At 40.3% G+C, this 19070-nt stretch carries 16 protein-coding genes; 5 read left to right on the forward strand and 11 right to left on the reverse strand.

Translation table 11 applies throughout. The features are described from left to right. Positions 1-235: 235 nt before the first annotated feature. The 7 genes from dnaA to M2132_RS03125 all read right to left on the reverse strand — a co-directional run bounded on the left by dnaA (position 236) and on the right by M2132_RS03125 (position 6881). The gene (dnaA, locus tag M2132_RS03095; protein WP_280671237.1) at positions 236-1639 is read right to left on the reverse strand and encodes a chromosomal replication initiator protein DnaA; all 1404 of its coding nucleotides are present in this window, start codon (positions 1637-1639) and stop codon (positions 236-238) included. A 343-nt stretch (positions 1640-1982) separates the two neighbouring features. Further along, the gene (locus M2132_RS03100; RefSeq protein WP_280671239.1) at positions 1983-2873 is read right to left on the reverse strand and encodes an MlaD family protein; all 891 of its coding nucleotides are present in this window, start codon (positions 2871-2873) and stop codon (positions 1983-1985) included. Positions 2874-2885: 12 nt separating this feature from the next. After that, positions 2886-4142, reverse strand: coding sequence for an N-acetylmuramoyl-L-alanine amidase (locus tag M2132_RS03105; RefSeq protein ID WP_280671241.1), 1257 nt, complete (start codon positions 4140-4142; stop codon positions 2886-2888). 140 nt (positions 4143-4282) lie between these two features. Next, entirely contained in the window at positions 4283-5812 is a 1530-nt protein-coding gene (gene rny / locus M2132_RS03110) for a ribonuclease Y (RefSeq protein ID WP_280671243.1), read from the reverse strand. 115 nt (positions 5813-5927) lie between these two features. Continuing rightward, complete coding sequence (locus M2132_RS03115; protein ID WP_280671245.1) at positions 5928-6236, reverse strand: cell division protein ZapA; 309 nt, start codon at positions 6234-6236, stop codon at positions 5928-5930. Between the two features lie 6 nt (positions 6237-6242). Next, positions 6243-6539, reverse strand: a complete 297-nt coding sequence (locus tag M2132_RS03120) for a hypothetical protein (RefSeq protein WP_280698198.1) — start codon at positions 6537-6539, stop codon at positions 6243-6245. Between the two features lie 144 nt (positions 6540-6683). Continuing rightward, on the reverse strand, positions 6684-6881 hold the full coding sequence (locus M2132_RS03125) for a winged helix-turn-helix domain-containing protein (protein ID WP_280671249.1): 198 nt from the start codon (positions 6879-6881) through the stop codon (positions 6684-6686). Positions 6882-7173: 292 nt separating this feature from the next. Between M2132_RS03125 and M2132_RS03130 the strand changes: the two genes are divergently transcribed. From M2132_RS03130 to hemH, 4 genes are read left to right on the forward strand one after another with little or no spacing between them, the layout of a single operon-like run. Then, a complete protein-coding gene (locus M2132_RS03130; RefSeq protein WP_280671251.1) occupies positions 7174-7626 on the forward strand; it encodes a YhcH/YjgK/YiaL family protein in 453 nt (150 codons plus the stop codon). A gap of 33 nt (positions 7627-7659) precedes the next feature. Continuing rightward, on the forward strand, positions 7660-9669 hold the full coding sequence (locus tag M2132_RS03135; protein WP_280671254.1) for an alpha-amylase family glycosyl hydrolase: 2010 nt from the start codon (positions 7660-7662) through the stop codon (positions 9667-9669). Between the two features lie 9 nt (positions 9670-9678). After that, positions 9679-10653: a type I phosphomannose isomerase catalytic subunit gene (locus M2132_RS03140; RefSeq protein WP_280671257.1), complete on the forward strand. Its 975-nt coding sequence runs from the start codon at positions 9679-9681 to the stop codon at positions 10651-10653. A 51-nt stretch (positions 10654-10704) separates the two neighbouring features. Then, positions 10705-11676: a ferrochelatase gene (gene hemH / locus M2132_RS03145; protein ID WP_280671259.1), complete on the forward strand. Its 972-nt coding sequence runs from the start codon at positions 10705-10707 to the stop codon at positions 11674-11676. A 57-nt stretch (positions 11677-11733) separates the two neighbouring features. Here the strand turns inward: hemH and M2132_RS03150 are convergent, their stop codons facing one another. From M2132_RS03150 to M2132_RS03165, 4 genes are read right to left on the reverse strand one after another with little or no spacing between them, the layout of a single operon-like run. Next, positions 11734-13056, reverse strand: a complete 1323-nt coding sequence (locus M2132_RS03150; RefSeq protein ID WP_280671261.1) for a TldD/PmbA family protein — start codon at positions 13054-13056, stop codon at positions 11734-11736. Between the two features lie 20 nt (positions 13057-13076). Beyond that, positions 13077-14414: an NCS2 family permease gene (locus M2132_RS03155; protein WP_280671263.1), complete on the reverse strand. Its 1338-nt coding sequence runs from the start codon at positions 14412-14414 to the stop codon at positions 13077-13079. Positions 14415-14439: 25 nt separating this feature from the next. Next, entirely contained in the window at positions 14440-15150 is a 711-nt protein-coding gene (locus M2132_RS03160) for a DUF5020 family protein (RefSeq protein WP_280671265.1), read from the reverse strand. 40 nt (positions 15151-15190) lie between these two features. After that, positions 15191-16627: a TldD/PmbA family protein gene (locus tag M2132_RS03165; RefSeq protein ID WP_280671267.1), complete on the reverse strand. Its 1437-nt coding sequence runs from the start codon at positions 16625-16627 to the stop codon at positions 15191-15193. A gap of 445 nt (positions 16628-17072) precedes the next feature. Here M2132_RS03165 and M2132_RS03170 point away from each other — a divergent pair, with 445 nt between their 5' ends. Beyond that, the gene (locus M2132_RS03170) at positions 17073-18986 is read left to right on the forward strand and encodes a T9SS type A sorting domain-containing protein (protein WP_280671269.1); all 1914 of its coding nucleotides are present in this window, start codon (positions 17073-17075) and stop codon (positions 18984-18986) included. Positions 18987-19070 lie beyond the last annotated feature (84 nt).

The following is a 19070-nucleotide window of genomic DNA, read 5'->3' on the forward strand; positions in this document are numbered from 1 at the left end:
AGGATTTTCATTTCAATTAATCTCCATAAAAAAGACTTATAAAATGTCAATTTGCTATAAAACATTTAGACAATGCAAAAATTGCACAAAGAGAAAAGAAATGAGCAATCAGTAAAATTTATATCAATCTTTCTTTTTGATATTTTTCGCAAAATTATTTAAACATTATAATACACAAAAAGCGATCCATTAAAAAAAATAGACCGCTTAACTTATAATTAAGTTGTTTTTACCACTATCGTTTCAATATTTTTTCTATTTCTTCAACTTCGTCCCGGAACGATTTGTCGACCTCTATCTGGTCTTTCACTGTCCGGCAGGCATGAAGCACGGTTGCATGGTTTTTCTTACCTATCACAGAACCTATCTGAGCCAACGAAAGGTCGGTATATTGTTTCGTCAGGTACATAGCCACTTGCCGCGCCTGAACAATCTCCCGCTTACGGGATGCTGTATGTATCAGTTCCTTCTTTATATTAAAATAATTGCATACCGCTTCCGAAATATCGTATGCCGTAAGGCTTTTCTTTTCCGATTTTTTGATAGCCTGCCCTATTACACGTTTTGCCAACGACAAGTCAACATCCCGGTTATAGATAACAGAATGTGCCATAAGCGAAACGATTACCCCCTCAAGGTCACGAATATTATCGACAACATTCTCGGCAACATATTCAATAACATCATCCGATATAGACAAGCCGTCTTGCAACACTTTGCTCTGCAATAGCTTTATGCGAAGATCGTAATCGGGAGCTTCCAAACGGGTTGTCAATCCCCAGCGGAAACGAGTCAGCAAGCGTTCTTCAACCCCAAGCAGCTCCGAAGGACATCTGTCGGATGTAAGAATCAATTGCTTATTGTTTTGATGCAAATGGTTGAATATATGGAAAAAAGTATTCTGGGTTTTTTCCAATCCCGATAGTTCATGGATATCGTCAATTATAAGTACATCTATGCCCTGATAGAAATTGATAAAATCGTTTACCGTATTGAATCTCGTGGCATCGGTGTACTGTATTTTGAACAAATGCGCAGAAACGTACAAAACACGTTTTTCGGGATATAGTTCTTTTATCTTTACCCCGATAGCATGGCAAAGATGGGTTTTGCCAACACCACATACTCCATGTACAAACAAGGGGCTGAAAGCCGTTTTTCCGGGATTTTTAGCAACTGTTTCGCCAGCCGTACGAGCTAATTTGTTGCTAACTCCTTCAAAAAAATTATCGAAAGTATATTTAGGATTTAACTGGGAGTCGAAATCGGCAGGAACAGCAACATTCTGAAAAGGACTGGCCACCTTGCCCGCCACTTTAGACCGCGAAACATCTACTCCGGTCGACTTTGCCTCTCCCCGGTAGTCTACATGTGTATTGGAAGTATTCTCTACCAAGATACGATAATTAAGCACCGCTTTTTCACCTATCTCCCGGTGAAGGGTCATTCGTAGCAAATCGATGAATTTATCTTCAAGATATTCGTAGAAAAACTGACTCGGAACCTGAATAGTGAACACATTATCCTCGAACAATAATGGTACTATCGGAGCAAACCATGTGTTGAAAGTTACATCCGACACATTGTCTTTTATAACCTTCAAACAATTATTCCATAGTAATTCTACTTTGTTATTCATCGAGCCTTTTATTTTTATACACTTTGTTATTCTTTAAGAAGTATCCCTTTTCTGCTATACAAAATTTCAAAATATTTATTACAAAAACAAATCGTTTTTAATTTGCATTTTCGCAAACTACTATAACATTTTAGTAAACAAAGGGTTAAAACCTTATTAAAAAATACAAATAAAACACGCCATCAAACACCAATAAATAGCTGTCAAACAACAATATACACACAAACAACTCATTCTACCTATTACAAAAAAAATAAGGAGGCTATTGTAATAACCCCCCTATTTTTAGGCACTATATCGTTTTTTGTAAATTAATTGTTATTTATAATCGATCTAAATAACATCAGAAAACTTTTACGTTTATATACTTGCCCGGATTCTCTTTCACGTCCTTGAGCAGTAAAGAAGCGTTACCTATCGTTACATTGAGGCTATCGTACAATTGGCGGTCATTAAGAAGCAAACCTAAAGAGTTATCTTTTTGGTTCAGCTTAACCGACAGTTGTTCAACATTTTTCAGTGTTGCATCCAAAGAATTGTATGTAGAATTCAAATCCATAGCATTCAGCTTAGAACCCATCGCGGCTACATCGTTCGAGACGGTTTTCAGATTGCCTGTAATTACAGGCACATCTTTATTGACCGATGCCATCAGCACATTTAGTTGCTGCGTAGATTGCTTAATATTTTCGGTAATTGCCTCCGCATTGTTTACAGACTGCATCAAAGCCGGACTATTCACAATATTGTTTACCCCAACCAAGATAGAATCTATTTTGGGCAACAGAGCCACAAATTCGGGTATCATTTGTGTAGAAACAGCTTCCATGGCTCCATGTACGCGCGAACCTTCTATTATATCGTCGGTTGTGTACATTTCGGTTGTAGCCAAGTTTTGCTCTATCATAAGGGAGGCATTTCCCAACAACGACACATCAAGCCTCACCTTGCTGCCTTTAGGTATCCGCACTCCTTTATTAAGGTTCATTTCTACATTTACCTTGTTCGTTTTTTCGTCCAAATGCATAGACGAAACCAAGCCAACTTGAAATCCGTTAACAACAACCGGACTCGAAAGTGTTAAACCGGTAACATCATCAAAAGCCACAATGTACGAGTTTGTGGGCTTAAAAATATTTACACCTTTCAGAAAGTTAATCCCGAAATACAATATAAACAAGCTTACTACAAAAGCAATTCCTATTTTTACTTCTTTCGATGCAAGATTTTTCATAAATTTTTATATCTATTTGATTCTGACTCCATTCTTAAATTTAACAATAAAAGCATCAGTAAATTTTTTGCGAACCTCCTTCTGGATACGCTGTGCCTCTGCTATATCGGTGGTTGCTCCATAAGTATATTTATATGCCGCCCCATCTTTATAGCAACTAACTGGGGTTAACCCCTTTAATTGACTTGAGTTGACCGGTAACTTAGAATTCGCAACAAGAAATTGCACACGATATTCTATTGCATCGATGGCAACCTTAGAGCTATTTGCTTTTTTTGTTTTAGGCTCTTCCGTTTTCGCTTTTTGTGCTTTATTTTCTTTCCGTGATTCCACAGGTACAGAAGAGGCACTTGATTTGGCATTTTTATTTTTAAGCGCTTTAGAAAAAGTGCCGCTATCCTTACCGGCCGACGATATCTTTACTTCCTTTGGGGAAGTATCTTCTACCGAATCTATTGCTATTGGCTTATTCTCTTTTACTGTTTTAGCAGAAGGTATTCCACCTTTTTTCTTGTCAAATTCTTTTTTATACTTTATAAAAGCATTGTAGATAGAAGTTGCAAAAACACGTTTTCCCGACTCGGATGTAAGATAAGCAGCATCCGTAGGGTTATTTATAAAGCCTAATTCTACCAATACACTTGGCATGCTTGTTTGTTTCAAAACCCAAAAACCAGACTGACGAACCCCCCTGTTTCCTTTCTTCGACATAGAAACCATTTGCTTCTGTACCATTTCGGCAAAATCGAGGCTTTGTTCCATGTATTTATTTGTCATAAACTCAAATATGATGTACGACTCGGGCGACTGCGGGTCAAAGCCTTCATATCTGGTTTTATAATCGCTTTCCAACAAGATAACCGAGTTTTCGCGCTTAGCGACAGCAAGATTTTCTTTTGTTTTAGCTAATCCCAACAGGTAAGTTTCGATACCCGTAGCACTGGTGGTTTTCGCATCGGTTGCATTCACATGAATGGAAATAAACAAATTAGCTTTTGCTTTATTAGCAATAACAGGGCGTTTATATAAATCGACCGTGATATCGGTTTTGCGTGTATATACCACCTTTACATCAGGGCAGTTGCTTTCTATAAGTTTGCCAAGTTTGAGCGCTACATCGAGCGTTATATCCTTTTCCTTTATTTTTCCTCTGGTGGCTCCACCATCCGCCCCTCCATGTCCGGGGTCTATAACAAGAATAAATTTATCGTTAGCCAACAAAGAAAACGACATCAGAAAACAAAAAAAGAATGAAAGTAATTTTTTCATACGTTACGAATTAAGACAAAGATAAATAATTGATTATTACTTTTTGATACCCTACTTCATCTTCAATTCTTTATTCATAAGCTTATAAAAAAGCACAAGAGAACTTTCTTCCTAAGAACTCTTGTACTTTCATACCTATTTTATTTGGCAAAACTTACAGCCCGGGTTTCTCTGATTACTGTAATCTTAACCTGTCCGGGGTAAGTCATTTCATCCTGAATTTTCTTAGCTATTTCGGTCGATAGGCTTTCCGTTTCTGTATCGCTTATTTTATCTGCGCCCACAATAACCCTCAACTCGCGCCCTGCCTGAATGGCATAAGTTTTCAGCACACCGGGGTACGAAAGGGCCAATTGTTCCAAATCGTTCAGACGTTTGATGTATGCTTCCACTATTTCGCGGCGGGCTCCCGGGCGAGCTCCAGATATTGCATCACACACCTGAACGATAGGTGCAAGCAAGCTGGTCATTTCAACCTCGTCGTGGTGCGCTCCTATGGCGTTGCAGATATCCGGTTTTTCCTTGTATTTCTCGGCCAACCTCATACCCAATATTGCGTGAGGCAATTCCGGTTCGTCGTCAGGCACTTTACCTATATCGTGCAGAAGTCCGGCACGTTTCGCTTTCTTGACATTCAAGCCAAGTTCGGCGGCCATTATGGCACAAAGATTTGCCGTTTCGCGAGCGTGCTGTAACAGATTCTGTCCGTAAGACGAACGGTATTTCATTCTACCTACCATACGTATCAGTTCCGGATGCAATCCGTGGATACCTAAGTCGATAGTAGTGCGTTTACCTGTTTCTATAATCTCTTCTTCAATTTGCTTCCTTACTTTAGCAACCACCTCTTCGATACGAGCCGGATGTATACGTCCATCGGCCACCAGTTGATGCAAAGCCAAACGTGCCACTTCGCGGCGAACAGGATCGAACCCTGAAAGTATTATTGCCTCAGGCGTATCGTCTACTATGATTTCAATGCCCGTAGCCGCTTCAAGGGCGCGGATATTCCGGCCTTCGCGACCAATGATACGGCCTTTTATCTCGTCCGATTCGATATGGAATACAGTGATCGCGTTTTCAATCGCTGTTTCGGTTGCTACACGTTGTATTGATTGGATAACAATCTTTTTAGCTTCCTTGTTTGCCGTCATTTTAGCCTCTTCCATTATTTCATTAACGTAAGACTGGGCATTAGTTTGCGCCTCGTCTTTGAGGGCTTCAACAAGTTTTTCCTTAACTTCTTCGGCCGACAAACCGGATAGGGCTTCCAGGCGTTCAACCTCTTGTTTGTGTAGTTTTTCGAGTTCTTGCTTTCTTTTTTCAACAATTTCGAGCTGTGCATCCAGATTTTCTTTTACAGCCTCTACTTCTCCTTTGCGGCGTTGCAATTCTTCCTGACGTTGGTTGAGTGTCATTTCCCGCTGCTTATTTTTGTTTTCGGCAGCTTGCATTTTTGCGTTTCGTGAGGTGGCCATCCGTTCAAATTCAGACTTCATTTCTATTGCCTGATTTTTCACTTCCAACAGCTTATTTTTCTTTATTACCTCAGCTTCGCGCTCAGCTTCTTCAAGTCTTTTCTTCACCTTCGAATTCGACACAAAGTTCAGCAGAACCCATGCCACAGCAATTCCTACAATGAAGGCTACTACACCTATTATTATTTCCATAAATTATTTATTCTATAAAATGTTTTTAATTAATGTATATAAAAAGCACTAACCGAAAGATGAAAAATTTCTTTGCTCATCTCGCAATTAGTGCATCTGTTTTTTAAGTAAAACCTTAAATAAATTTCTTCAAAAAAGCATCCAGTTCTTCGGTCAACAATTGTATTCTGGATTCAAATAGAAGACTTCTGTCTTCTAAGGCCGAATTTTCGGCAAGAGCCTGTATGGTTGTCATAGCCATACAGTCTTTCTCTTCCAGTCGTTCCCCTTTTATTCCCGAAAAGTGGGTTCTATACTGATTTGTTTTTTTCTCAATCGCATCTGCGGCATCTCGGTATTTCTTCTCTTCCGATCGTTTTATCCTTAACCGATATATTCTGTCTGCAACCCGCAGTTTAATTATGAAATATTCTCCCACTGCCATAACTTATTACATTTTCAACAATGAGATACATTTATCAACATCTTGCACTAATTTCAACAACTTTGCTTTTGCCTTCTCAATATCAGCCTTATTGGCCGATGTGTATGACCGGGCAAACTTCACGTTGTTGTATTCCGATTGCATATCAGTAAACATAAGAGAAATAGACTCGGCTTCTTTTTCTTTCTTTTTCAACTCCTCTTTAAGGGTATTATTTTCTTCCCTCAGAGAATCACAAAGAAACATTAACTGCCGCATTCTCAACTCCAAATTCTGAAGAAGTTTTTCGTACTTATCTTCCATACGCAACCAAAATGCATACAAAAATAAAAATTGATTACGAATTGGCAAAATTATTACCCTTAAATTAAAGTTATAAAACAAAAGCTCCCCCAATATCATACAAAGATATTTGGAGGAGCAATTTATTATCAGATATACAGCAAACTACATAAGCCTCACTGTGATATCTTTACCTACTTTTCCGAATTCAACTTTATTTTCTCTGGCTAACCATCCCAGAGCTAAATGCAATTCTTTTTCAGGCACTTTTAATGCCACTTTAATGCCCCGCACAGTTTGTTCTCCTTTTGTTTCCAAAAAATCCCAAACCATACCGGCATTGTTACCAATCGTACTTTTCATGATTTTACCTAATTTATAAAATTTAACCACACTACAACAATAACACAAAGATAGCAAAATATCCGATATAAACAAATATACACGCTATAAAAAACATATTCCTTATCAAAAAGTCATAAATATACAGAAATCACAAAAGAATCTGGCTTACACTTAGTATATCATATTTTATTATATCTTTGTTATTATATTCATAGCCGTACATGTGGTTAAACAATAGAGTTTTTTAACTATAAGTCAATAAATTAAACAGTTGAAACCATTGGTACGTTAAAAATTAAAACCTTGCTTTATGATATTAGACAGCATTAAAAATTCGGATCGTTATAATAGTCTGCATCCGCTTTTCTCAAAAGCTTTTGAGTACATACGATCTTTAGATTTTTCGAATTTGGAGACAGGGAAAACTGAAATTCAAGGACGAGATTTGTTTGTGAGCATCAGCGAAAGCAATCTGAATAACGAAGAAGATGCTAAACTTGAAGTTCACAATAAATACATAGACATTCAAATCCCTGTAAGTAAACCCGAAGGATTTGGTTGGATAAGCCGTAAGGACATGAAAAATCCCAAAGACGATTTCAACACCGAAAAAGACGTACAATTTTTCAGCGACAAACCCGAATCGTATTTCGATGTATGTCCCGGCAGTTTTGTTATCTTCTTCCCTGAAGATGGGCATGCGCCATGTATAGGGCAAGGGTCGGTGCTGAAAATAGTTGTTAAGGTTTTAGTAAAGGAATAACCGCAAGAAAAAACCTATCCAGCACAACCCCGCATGATGAACCTGATAAAGAACGACCCGTGGCTTAAACCTTACAAAGAAGCTATCGAGGGCAGATGTAACTATGTTGCAGACAGAAAAAAAGCCATAACCCAAAACGGGAGGCTTTCTTTATCTGACTTTGCTTCGGGACATCTTTATTTTGGATTACACAAAACATCAGATGGGTGGACATTTAGAGAATGGGCGCCAAATGCTACGGCTATTTATCTGATTGGTTCGTTTAACAATTGGACAAAAGATGAAGAATACCGCCTCTCTAAGATTGACAACGGAAACTGGGAAATAAAACTACCGGCAGATAAACTTCGCCACGAAGATATTTTCAAACTGCTTATAGAATGGGAGGGCGGATGCGGTGAACGTATCCCGGCTTGGGCTACAAGAGTGATTCAAGACGCAGACTCTAATATTTTTAATGCTCAGGTATGGGCTCCCGAAAATCCGTATAGGTTTTCGGTAAAGCAGTTCAGACCCGACACCAACCCTCTGCTCATTTACGAATGCCACATCGGTATGGCTACGCAAAGCGAACAAGTGGGTTCGTACAACGAATTCCGCATCAACGTGCTGCCACGCATCAAGGCCGACGGTTACAATGCCATACAAATAATGGCCATACAGGAGCATCCCTACTATGGCTCTTTTGGCTATCATGTATCCAGTTTCTTTGCACCTTCGTCACGCTTTGGAACGCCCGACGATCTGAAACAACTGATAGACGAAGCCCATGCGATGGGCATTGCCGTCATCATGGATATTGTTCATTCGCATGCGGTAAAGAACGAAGTTGAAGGCTTAGGCCGTTTTGATGGCTCATACAATCAATACTTCCACCAAGGAGAAAGACGTGAGCATAAGTTGTGGGACTCGCTTTGTTTCGATTACGGCAAACAGGAAGTAATGCACTTTCTGCTCTCGAACTGTAAATACTGGATTGACGAATACCGTTTCGACGGTTTCCGTTTTGATGGCGTTACCTCCATGCTCTATTATAGTCATGGTTTATCTGACAACTTTACCAACTATCAGGATTATTATAATGGTAACGAAGACGACGATGCCATCAGTTACCTCACTATTGCCAATCAGCTTATCCATGAAGTCAATCCCCATGCCATAACCATAGCCGAAGAGGTGAGTGGAATGCCGGGACTTGCCGCAAAAATAAAAGATGGCGGCTACGGGTTCGATTACCGCATGGCAATGAACATACCCGACTATTGGATAAAATCCATAAAGGAACTGAAAGACGAGGAGTGGAAGCCCTCGTCAATATTCTGGGAACTGACAAATAGGCGAAGCGATGAAAAAACAATTTCGTATGCCGAAAGTCACGACCAAGCTTTGGTGGGCGATAAAACAATCATATTCCGGCTTATCGACTCCGATATGTACTGGTATATGTCAAAACTGTACGGAAGTTCGCTTCGCACCGACAGAGGCATTGCCCTGCATAAAATGATACGCCTTATTACCATATCAACAATAAATGGCGGATATCTTAACTTTATGGGCAATGAATTCGGGCATCCCGAATGGATAGACTTCCCGCGCGAAGGAAACGGATGGTCGCACAAATATGCCCGCCGCCAATGGAATCTGGTGGACGACCCCAACCTAAGGTATAAAGCTCTTGCCGATTTCGACAAAACAATGATAGAAACGGTGAAATCGGTAAAGGATTTTCAAAATACAACAATCTGCAAATTGTGGGATAGCGATTCTGACCAGATATTAGCTTATCGCCGCGAAGATTTGATTTTTGTATTCAACTTCAGCCCCCATAAATCGTTCTCCAATTACGGGATATTGACTCCGCAAGGCGAATATGTAGTGCTGCTGAATACAGACAGCTCGGTATTTGGAGGTAACAACCTTGCCGACGATACCATCCATCATTTTACTCAATACGACCCGTTGTACGAGAAAGATAACAAAGGTTGGTTGCAACTGTATCTGCCCGCGCGAACGGGAATGGTTTTAAGACTGCACAAAAAATAAAATACTAAAATGAATTTATATCCGCTGAAATTTGAACCCATCCTGAAATCTCTCATCTGGGGAGGTTCTGAGATATGTCCCTTTAAAGGGATTACCCCTCCGCTAAACGGTATTGGCGAAAGCTGGGAAATATCGGGCGTGAAAGACAATGTATCGGTAGTTGCCAACGGCAGCCACAAAGGCCGGAATCTGGAAGATCTGATTGCCCATTATAAGGAGAAACTGGTAGGCAAAAAAGTTTTTGAGAGATTCGGCTCTACGTTTCCTCTGCTCATTAAATTTATTGACGCACAAGATAATTTGTCGATACAGGTACACCCCAACGACGCATTGGCAAAGGCAAGGCACAACTCCTTCGGGAAAACCGAAATGTGGTACGTAATAAACGCAAAACCCGATGCTTTCCTTTATTCCGGTTTTGAAAAACAATTAAACCCTGACTGCTATGCGCAAACCGTAGCCGATAATACATTTATCGATTACCTTGCCAAACAACCCATAAAAAAGGGTGATGTGTTTTTTTTACCCGCCGGACGTGTGCATGCCATCGGGGCAGGCTCATTCATTGCCGAGATACAGCAAACATCAGATATTACATACCGGATATACGATTACGGACGCCTCGACAAAGACGGAAATCAACGTGAGCTTCACACCCAACTGGCCAAAGATGCTATCGACTTCAAGGTATACAGTTCGTACAAAACCCAGTACACTCCCCACACCAACGAAGCCGTACTTGTGGAATCTTGTCCGTACTTCACTACAAACATCATTAATCTGAATAAGTCGCTAACAAGAGATTATTCGCAAACAGATTCTTTTGTTATATACATCTGTACCGAAGGTGCTTGCAATATCACCGACAATAATGGCAACAAGTTGACAATAAAAAGAGGAGAATCTGTACTTATACCAGCCAGCGCGCAAACTGTAAAAATTGAGACTGATGAAAGTGTTAATATCATAGAAACATTCGTTTAAAAAATATTTAAACTATCTTTGTTATTCTTAAAAAAGTAATAAGCGTGTGCTATGAGAGGTATTCTCATCGTAAATACAGGAACTCCCAACAGTCCCAACAAAAAAGACGTGGAAGAGTTTATCGGGACAATGCTCTCCGACCCGATGCTTATGTCTGCCGTACCCGATTGGTTCAGGCCTATTTTGGCTAAAAGAATAATAGCACCGGTGCGAGCTCCCAAATCGGCGGCGCACTATTCGCTTATCTGGAACAAAGAGCCTTTCGCTTCTCCTCTTATTTTGCATACTCAAAATCTGGCAAAAAAAGTAGAAGAAAGTTCCGGCTTGCCCGTTGTATATGCTATGCGGTATGGTATGCCCGATGTATCTTTGGCCTTAGACCTCTTGGAGGAGAAATGCAGTACACTGCACGAAGTGGTGGTAGTCCCGATGTTTCCTCATTACGCACAGTCGTCGTACCAAACAACTGTTGATGAGGTTGCCAAACATTTTTATAAACAACCCCGCCCATTCAAACTAAAGATAGCAGAGCCTTTTTACAATCATATCGGATACATAAAGGCATTGGCCGAAAGTTTACGCCCTTTCGTCCGTAAGGAGTACGACCGATTGATATTCAGTTTTCACAGCCTACCCCTTGCACACGTAGACGCCGCTTGGCACAAAGGCAAGGCCTTCGATTACGTTTATCAGATAAAAGAAACTATCCGACTGGTAAGTAAGGAGTTAGAGTTAGACGTTAAAAAAAACCGGATTCTGTACTCATCGGCAATAGGCAATAAATGGCTCAAGCCGGGCTTAGACGAAACTATGCGCACTTTGCCATCGTTGGGCGCAAAAAAAATTATAGTCCTTACAGCAGGTTTTCCGGCCGACAATCTGGAGTCGTTGTTTGATGTAGACATAAACGCCCGCGAGATATTTATGAAACATGGCGGAGAAGACTTTCAGTTCGTTCCCGGATTGAATAGTACCGAACCGTGGGTTGAAGGCGTTATCAAGATTGTAACAAGTATGATCTGATTTCTACGGGTAACAATGCCAAAAATGGTGGTGCTTAAATCCAAAACAGCAGATTATTTACAGCCCGCTGAAATTAATATCATCAAAAACCATAGACGGGAACCGCCACGAAGAGTTATCGCGCGGGTCGCAACCTATCTCCATCAGGTTTTGCCACAACTGCAACATATTTCCAGTGATATTCATTTCGCTCACAGGCTGTGTGGCTACACCGTTTTCCACCAAGTAACCTTCTATTCCAAAAGAAAAATCGCCCGTGGTAGAGTTTGTATTTCCCCCGTTAAAACCTGTGATCCATATCCCTTTGTTGAGCGACTGCAACAGTTCCGTAAAGTTGCGGGTTCCCAATTCGGCAGATATTACCGACGGCGATGATATGGTGGGTTCGGTATTCATTTTCAGGGAGTGATATGTGTCAATAAAATACATATCCAAAACTCCTTTGTTTATGATTGTTTGCCGCTTCGTGGCAACACCTTCTCCATCAAACCAGCGAGACCCAAAAGCACGGTGGATATGAGGATCGTCAATCACAGTCAACTTGTCCGATACCACCTGTTGGCCAAGCCTGTTTATAAGGAAAGAACTTTTTTGTTGCAAAGCCGATCCATACATAGCCGAAACAAGCGGAGCAAAAAGCCTCAATGAAACAGTATTGTCGAGCAACATAGTGTATCGCCCCGATTTTATCTTCTTTTGTCCTATTTTTCGTATCGCCCGTCCCAATGCTTTTTTTGCAATACCCGACTTTTGTAAATCAGAGAAATAAACGCGGCTGTCGTACCAATACGATTCGGGACGGGCATCGCTTTCTGTTTTCAGGGCAACTTCGGCTGTGAGGCTAAAAGCCGAATCGCGGCTCTCTCCTTCAAAACCATTACTGGCAACAAAATACTCCGAGCCACAGCCATCGTCAAAACTTGCCATGACGGATACAATGCGGCTGTCGGTCTGATATACTTCTTCGACCGTAGCACGAGCCAAATCCAGTTTCTGATCTATTGTATAATCGTAGTACGAAGCATCAAACAAATCTAAATCATCGTCTTTCGTGGCTTTATAGTACCTATCCGAATGGGGCAACTGCCTGAAAATATCTTCTGCAAGAAAGCGGGTCGACGCAATACCGTTTTTGATCGACATTTCCAACTCCGCTTTCTCAATCCTGTTTGTAGAAAATGAGCCATACCGTCCATTCACAAAAAACTCTATGAACAGTTTGTTTTCGGAACTCTGTTGCAGTTTATCCAACTGGGTGTTGCGGTATTCAATAGAATTGTTTTGCCCTGTAACCACCGATACACGCGAGGCATTGCAGCCGTTTTTCAACGCGAATTCCATTGCCCATCGGGCTATCTCTTTATGCTTATTTTCTATCATTGACTTTCTCTCTTAAAATTTTATCCTATCAAATGCAAGGCATCCAAAACTATCTTCAAGGCAAAAAGAACGGACACCACGTAAACCGTTACCGAAACATCTTTGGCTTTTCCCGAAAACAGTTTTATGAATGTAAAACTCAACATACCAAAAACTATACCCTCGGCAATGCTGTATGTGAAAGGCATAAAAACCATTGTTATGAACGCAGGTAAGCCTTCGCTCATGTCGTTGAAGTTAATTTTACCAACCGACGAAACCATGAATAACCCTACAATAATCAGTGCCGGAGCAGTTGCGGCAGCAGGAACCATCAAAAACAACGGTGCAAAAAACAAAGCCAAAGCAAAAAACAAAGCTGTGCTAACCGCCGTCAGTCCTGTACGCCCGCCATAAGCTACACCAGAGGCACTTTCTACGTAGGAGGTAATGGTACTCGTGCCCAATATTGCGCCGAATGTTGTTCCAAGAGCATCCGAAAACAAGGCTTTTTTCATTTGAGGGAAGTTGCCTTCTTCGTCGGTCAACCCGATTTTCGAAACCACGCCAATAAGCGTACCAACAGTATCGAACAAATTGACAAACAAGAATGTAAAGACTACAATCAACATGTCGAGCGAGAATATCTTACTCCACCCCTCAGCTGTAAGCATCGGTTCTATGGCTTTTCCGAATATTGGCTCCACCGATGGAGGTAAACTAACAATAGATCCGCTTGGCAGAGCAACGTCGCCCAACACGAAGCCAAAAACGGTAGCAAAGATAATACCTACCAGTATTGCACCATTTACATTGCGAACGTATAAAACCGCCGTCACAACTAAGCCCAAAAGGGCTATCCAGATGCTATGTTGCGAAAAATCGCCAAGCCCCACCAATGTTGCCGGATTAGCAACAATTATACCGGCGTTTTTCAGACCTATCAACGTGATAAAAAGCCCTATACCAATCGGGATAGCATCTTTTATTACCTTAGGAATGCTTTTTACTATCAGTTCCCTGACATTGAACATTGTAAGTAATATAAAAATAATACCTTCTATAAACACTGCCGTAAGAGCAAACTGCCAAGTATAACCCATACCCAACACTACCGAAAACGCAAAAAAGCTATTCAACCCCATACCGGGCGCCTGAGCTATCGGCAATTTTGCCAGCAAAGCCATCAACAGGGTAGCTATAACAGTGGCCAATGCCGTGGCCGTAAACAAGGCTCCTGTGTCCATACCCGTTGCACCGAGGATACTCGGATTCACAATCAGTACGTACGACATGGTAAGGAAAGTAATGAGACCAGCCACAAACTCTTTGCGGATAGTTGTCCGATTTTCGGTCAGTTTAAAATATTTATCTAACATAGTTTAAAATATTTATCTCTATTTCTTAAAACGTCCATTTAGCGGCCAACGTTGGACAAACGTACACCTTGTTATCGTAGTGCGAATAGAAATTATTGCTGATCTCTATCTCTGTTCCCACCGATAAGTGTTTATTGTAGTTATACCAGAACTGGGGTTCTGTCAATAAAACAACTTTTTTACCCCCTTTGCCTGTATCACGGTTTTTATTTTCGGTCCATACATCCACAAATCCTGTGAGGGTAACCTTGCCTTGGCACAGGTTAGCGGTATATGTACCTGTCCACTGTACATCGTTACTTACTTTATTGAAAGCATTGTATTTATAAGCCAGATATGTTTCAAAAAACAAATCCTTGCTGAAGGCATGAACAAACGAGGCTCCCACCAGATAAGCATTTGGCACGGAAAATCCCGATGTATTTTCGCCCAACACAAGTCCGCCATTATACTCTATATGTGCTTTGATAGGGCTTTTCCCTAAATTGAAGTTACGGGCAATTTCCATATAAGCCAAACCTATGTTTCCACGGCTTTGATTAAAGTCTAAGTCTACAAACATGAATGTTGAGCCCCATTTGTCAGGCTTGAACATCTGAAAAGTAGCTGTCAGGTAATTGCGGGGAGCAACATCGCTATGCAGGCCATGACGTGGATCGAAGTGTAATTGCAATTCTTGTGAATAAGTAGACATACCACCAAGCAATACAATAAGAGTAAAGATTATTCTTTTCATAAATCAAGACGTTATAAAATTAGTATTTTTAGTTTTATATTTATTCCCCGCCAACGGTGAGCTTACTGACCAACACCGATGGTAGTCCTTGCCCTACGGGAACGCTTTGCCCATCCTTTCCGCAGGTCCAAGCTCCTTCGTCAATTTTCAGGTTATTGCCCACCATCGTTATATCGGCAAGGGCTTGCGGCCCGTTACCTATTATATTTATATCTTTTATAGGTTGAGTAAGTTTTCCTTTTTCTATCAGGTAGCCCGATTTCACGAAGAAAGTAAAATCGCCCGCCCCGATTTGTACCTGTCCGTTAGTGAAGTTATCGACATATACGCCATACTCCACACTCTTTATCATATCTTCCTCCGGCACGTTGCCCGACTCCATATACGTCACCCTCATACGTGGCAAAGGTGTGTAGCGGAACGATTGACGCCGCCCGTTTCCCGTAGATTGCACTCCGTAATGGCGGGCACTGATACGGTCGTGAAGATAGCTTTCCAAGACACCATCTTTTACTATATATGTTTTTTGACCGGCAACACCTTCGTCATCAACGTTTATTGCCCCTCGGGCGTTTTCGACCGTCCCGTCGTCCACTACATTTATATGCGGGTTGCACACCTGTTTGCCTAATTGATCTGAAAATATAGAAACATTCTTCCGATTGAAATCGGCTTCAAAAGCATGCCCTATCGCTTCGTGCAACAGAATGCCCGACCCTCCGGCTCCCATCACAACAGGCATTTCGCCTCCTTTAGGTTTTATGGCCTCAAACATGAGCGAGGTTTGCGCAACCGCTTCGTGGGCAAGTGTTTCTATAAGATGGAGCGTCAAGAATTCAAATCCTTTCCGATAGGCTCGCGAAGCATAACCACTCTCCAAACTACCGTTCTGTTCCATCGTACAGGATACGGCAAGAATGCCCATAGGGCGATAATCGGACGATAAAACTCCCTGCGAATTGAAGAATAATACGTATGAAGTCGAATCTGTCAGACTGACAGAAGCTTTCACCACACGTCGGTCTAAATCAAAAACACGGTCGTTGAGCTGCTGTACAAACCGCTTCTTGTCTTCAACCGAAACATCCGGCCATTCTTTCCGGATCTTATAATAATTGTTGAACGTTAAAGGGGTTACATTTATAGGATTTTGTTCTTTCGGCATGTTGGCTATACCTGCCGCCGTTCGGGCAGCTCGGAGCATATCGTCAAGGCGTGTATTTTCCACATAGGCATATCCTGTCTGGTCGCCAATAACGACACGTATTCCTACTCCATAATCTATGTTCGACGAAGCCCGGTTTACCTCTCCGTCCCTCAAACTTATATTATTGCTGAAAGTATGTTCAAAAAAAAGATCGGCATAATCTCCCCCTTTGGAAAGAGCTTCGCTTATAACCTTTTGTAAATCATCTGTCGACACCTTAAAATGGTGCAACATATTTTGTATCGCTGTGCTGTTGCCTATATCGCGCATCTTGATTACCGCTTATTTTCGTTTAAAAAGCCAAAGGTAATAAAAGTTATTTTTGCCCGAAAACGCTCAAAGATTTAAGTTCCATCTCTAAAAAAACGACAATGGGCGAAGTTTGATTTTATTGATACAGTTTCGTCTTTTCGGAACTCTTTTTTCATTGTAACTTTTATTTTAGCCGTTAAATACAGACTAAAGACACTTTCACATTATCATGAATTTACATAATATCATATATATTATAATACATATAGGCATGATAAAAAGACAATATGCAAATGAATAAGCACACTTAACAAACAATAACTTTTATTTTATATAAAAAATATTTGTTATTATTGATGCGAACTTTATCTTTGCGTAGGGACCTAAGGAATTTTTACTCGGGTTTCAAAAATAAAACAAATAACTTAATTATTTATCTAACACTACTTAAAACGAGAAAAGAATGAAAAAACTTATTTTACTCTTATGTTTGTGTGTTTCGGCCAGTTCTTATGCCGGAACAGGATTTTTAAAGAAAAATCTATCTAATGAAAATCCGGTAAAGGAGTCAGCTTTTACTAAAGCACAAAAAACAAGAAACGAATTACCTGTCTTGAAAACAATCAAAGCGGATAACAAATTTGATACTAAACTGCACCTAAAAGCGGAAAAAACAACCTCTGATTTAACTAAATACCGCCTTGATAGTGTATCTAAAGTAACATTCGAAGGCATTACAAAAGAGCATACCGAGTTCTATTACAACGACAGGGATTTTCTTGCTAAACAGATTACCTATGAATGGAATACGGATTTGTCAGTATTAAATAAAATACAAGAACAAGAGTTCGCTTATGCCGATGGCGATCCCGGATATCTGATTTCACAAATTGCATACAATTTTACTCCATATGGAACAGAAGGCCTAAAAACAGAGTGGATATATGACGAAAACGGCAACGAGATTGGTTGGGTTGTCTCTATGCTTGACGGTGACAATTGGATGCCTTTAGAAAAACTAAGCGGTAGAATCTTTGACCATTTTGGTAATATAACTTACGAAGAAAAATTCATGTGGAATGGTGAAGGCTGGGATCCCAGTGAAAAATTTATAGTAGAATTTGATGAATACAACAACGTTACTCTAAATGAGTTTTATTCATGGGATGGTGCCGACTGGATGGGGAGTAAATATGAAACAGCTTCATATCTACCTGATGGACATCAACTTACTTATGGAAAGAAAGTGTGGAGCTATACCACAAAAGAGTGGATTGACGATATGAGATTTACGATGACTTACGAAAACGGGGTTGTTACACGAGAACTTACAGAATTCTGGAACAAAACAAATCAAGATTGGAACGGAAATGTACCGTCTGAATGGGGAGGAGACCCATTATATAACAGCGATGTAGTATTGACCTACAACAACTTAAGCAGAGAAATTCACCAAACTCACAGCAACCTTATAGGCGACAAATGGATTCCAAGAACTGTATACGAAACAACTTGGACTGATTTGACTAACGATAGTATTCTATCAGTTAGAACCTGTCGCATGGTTTTAGATATAGATAACCCTGACGTACTTACACATACCAAAACTCTTGCTATTAAATACGACTCTATGGACAGAGAAGTATATATGAAAGAATCTTCGTCTATGACTGGCACTAACTTTGTGTCTGATTTCGAATACTTTTATGTATATGATGAATACGGGAATGAAGTAGAGCAAAAAGTTTTTGGAAAAAATGGGGCAGAAGACCATTGGAATGTGTACACTTTCGATACTGAGTCAGACAATCCAAATCGACTATTAGAACAAACATCCTATTTAGGGCATATAGATGGAGGTTGGTTAGAATTTAACCATTTTGTATCTCAATACGATTCAAACGGTGAAAGAAACAGAAAATATGCTTTCCTTTGGGCTGTAGGTGACGATTGGGCTGCCGATTGGGGCTTAGGAGACGACATTGATTATAATGTGCATATATCGGATATGATTCTTCCATTTGGATACGCTTCCGATTATAAACTACTTGCAAACTACAATTATGCAGGAAATGGCTCTTTAGGTAAAGATTTAGCAAACTTCATTACCGCTGATACTCAAACATATTTTTATTCGGAACACCAGCTTCTAAGTATTGATAATGAAGACAAAAGCATTACTGTTTCGGTATTCCCTAACCCAACAGCAGGCATACTTAACATAAATACTCCAGAAGACGTGAAAGTATCTATCTTCAACATGCAGGGAATCGTGATGCTACAAACAACAGCTAAGCAAGTTGATATATCAGGATTCGCTTCCGGAGTTTACATTGTTGACGTAAACGGTACTAAAACAAAAGTTGTGAAAAAATAAAAAACTTCAATACAAAGTTGAATTGAAACTTATACGATAAAATGGGCTGCCCCGAATGGAGCAGCCTATTTTGTTTCTTAATTA

Source organism: Dysgonomonas sp. PH5-45 (genome assembly GCF_029893235.1).
Lineage (GTDB): Bacteria > Bacteroidota > Bacteroidia > Bacteroidales > Dysgonomonadaceae > UBA1309.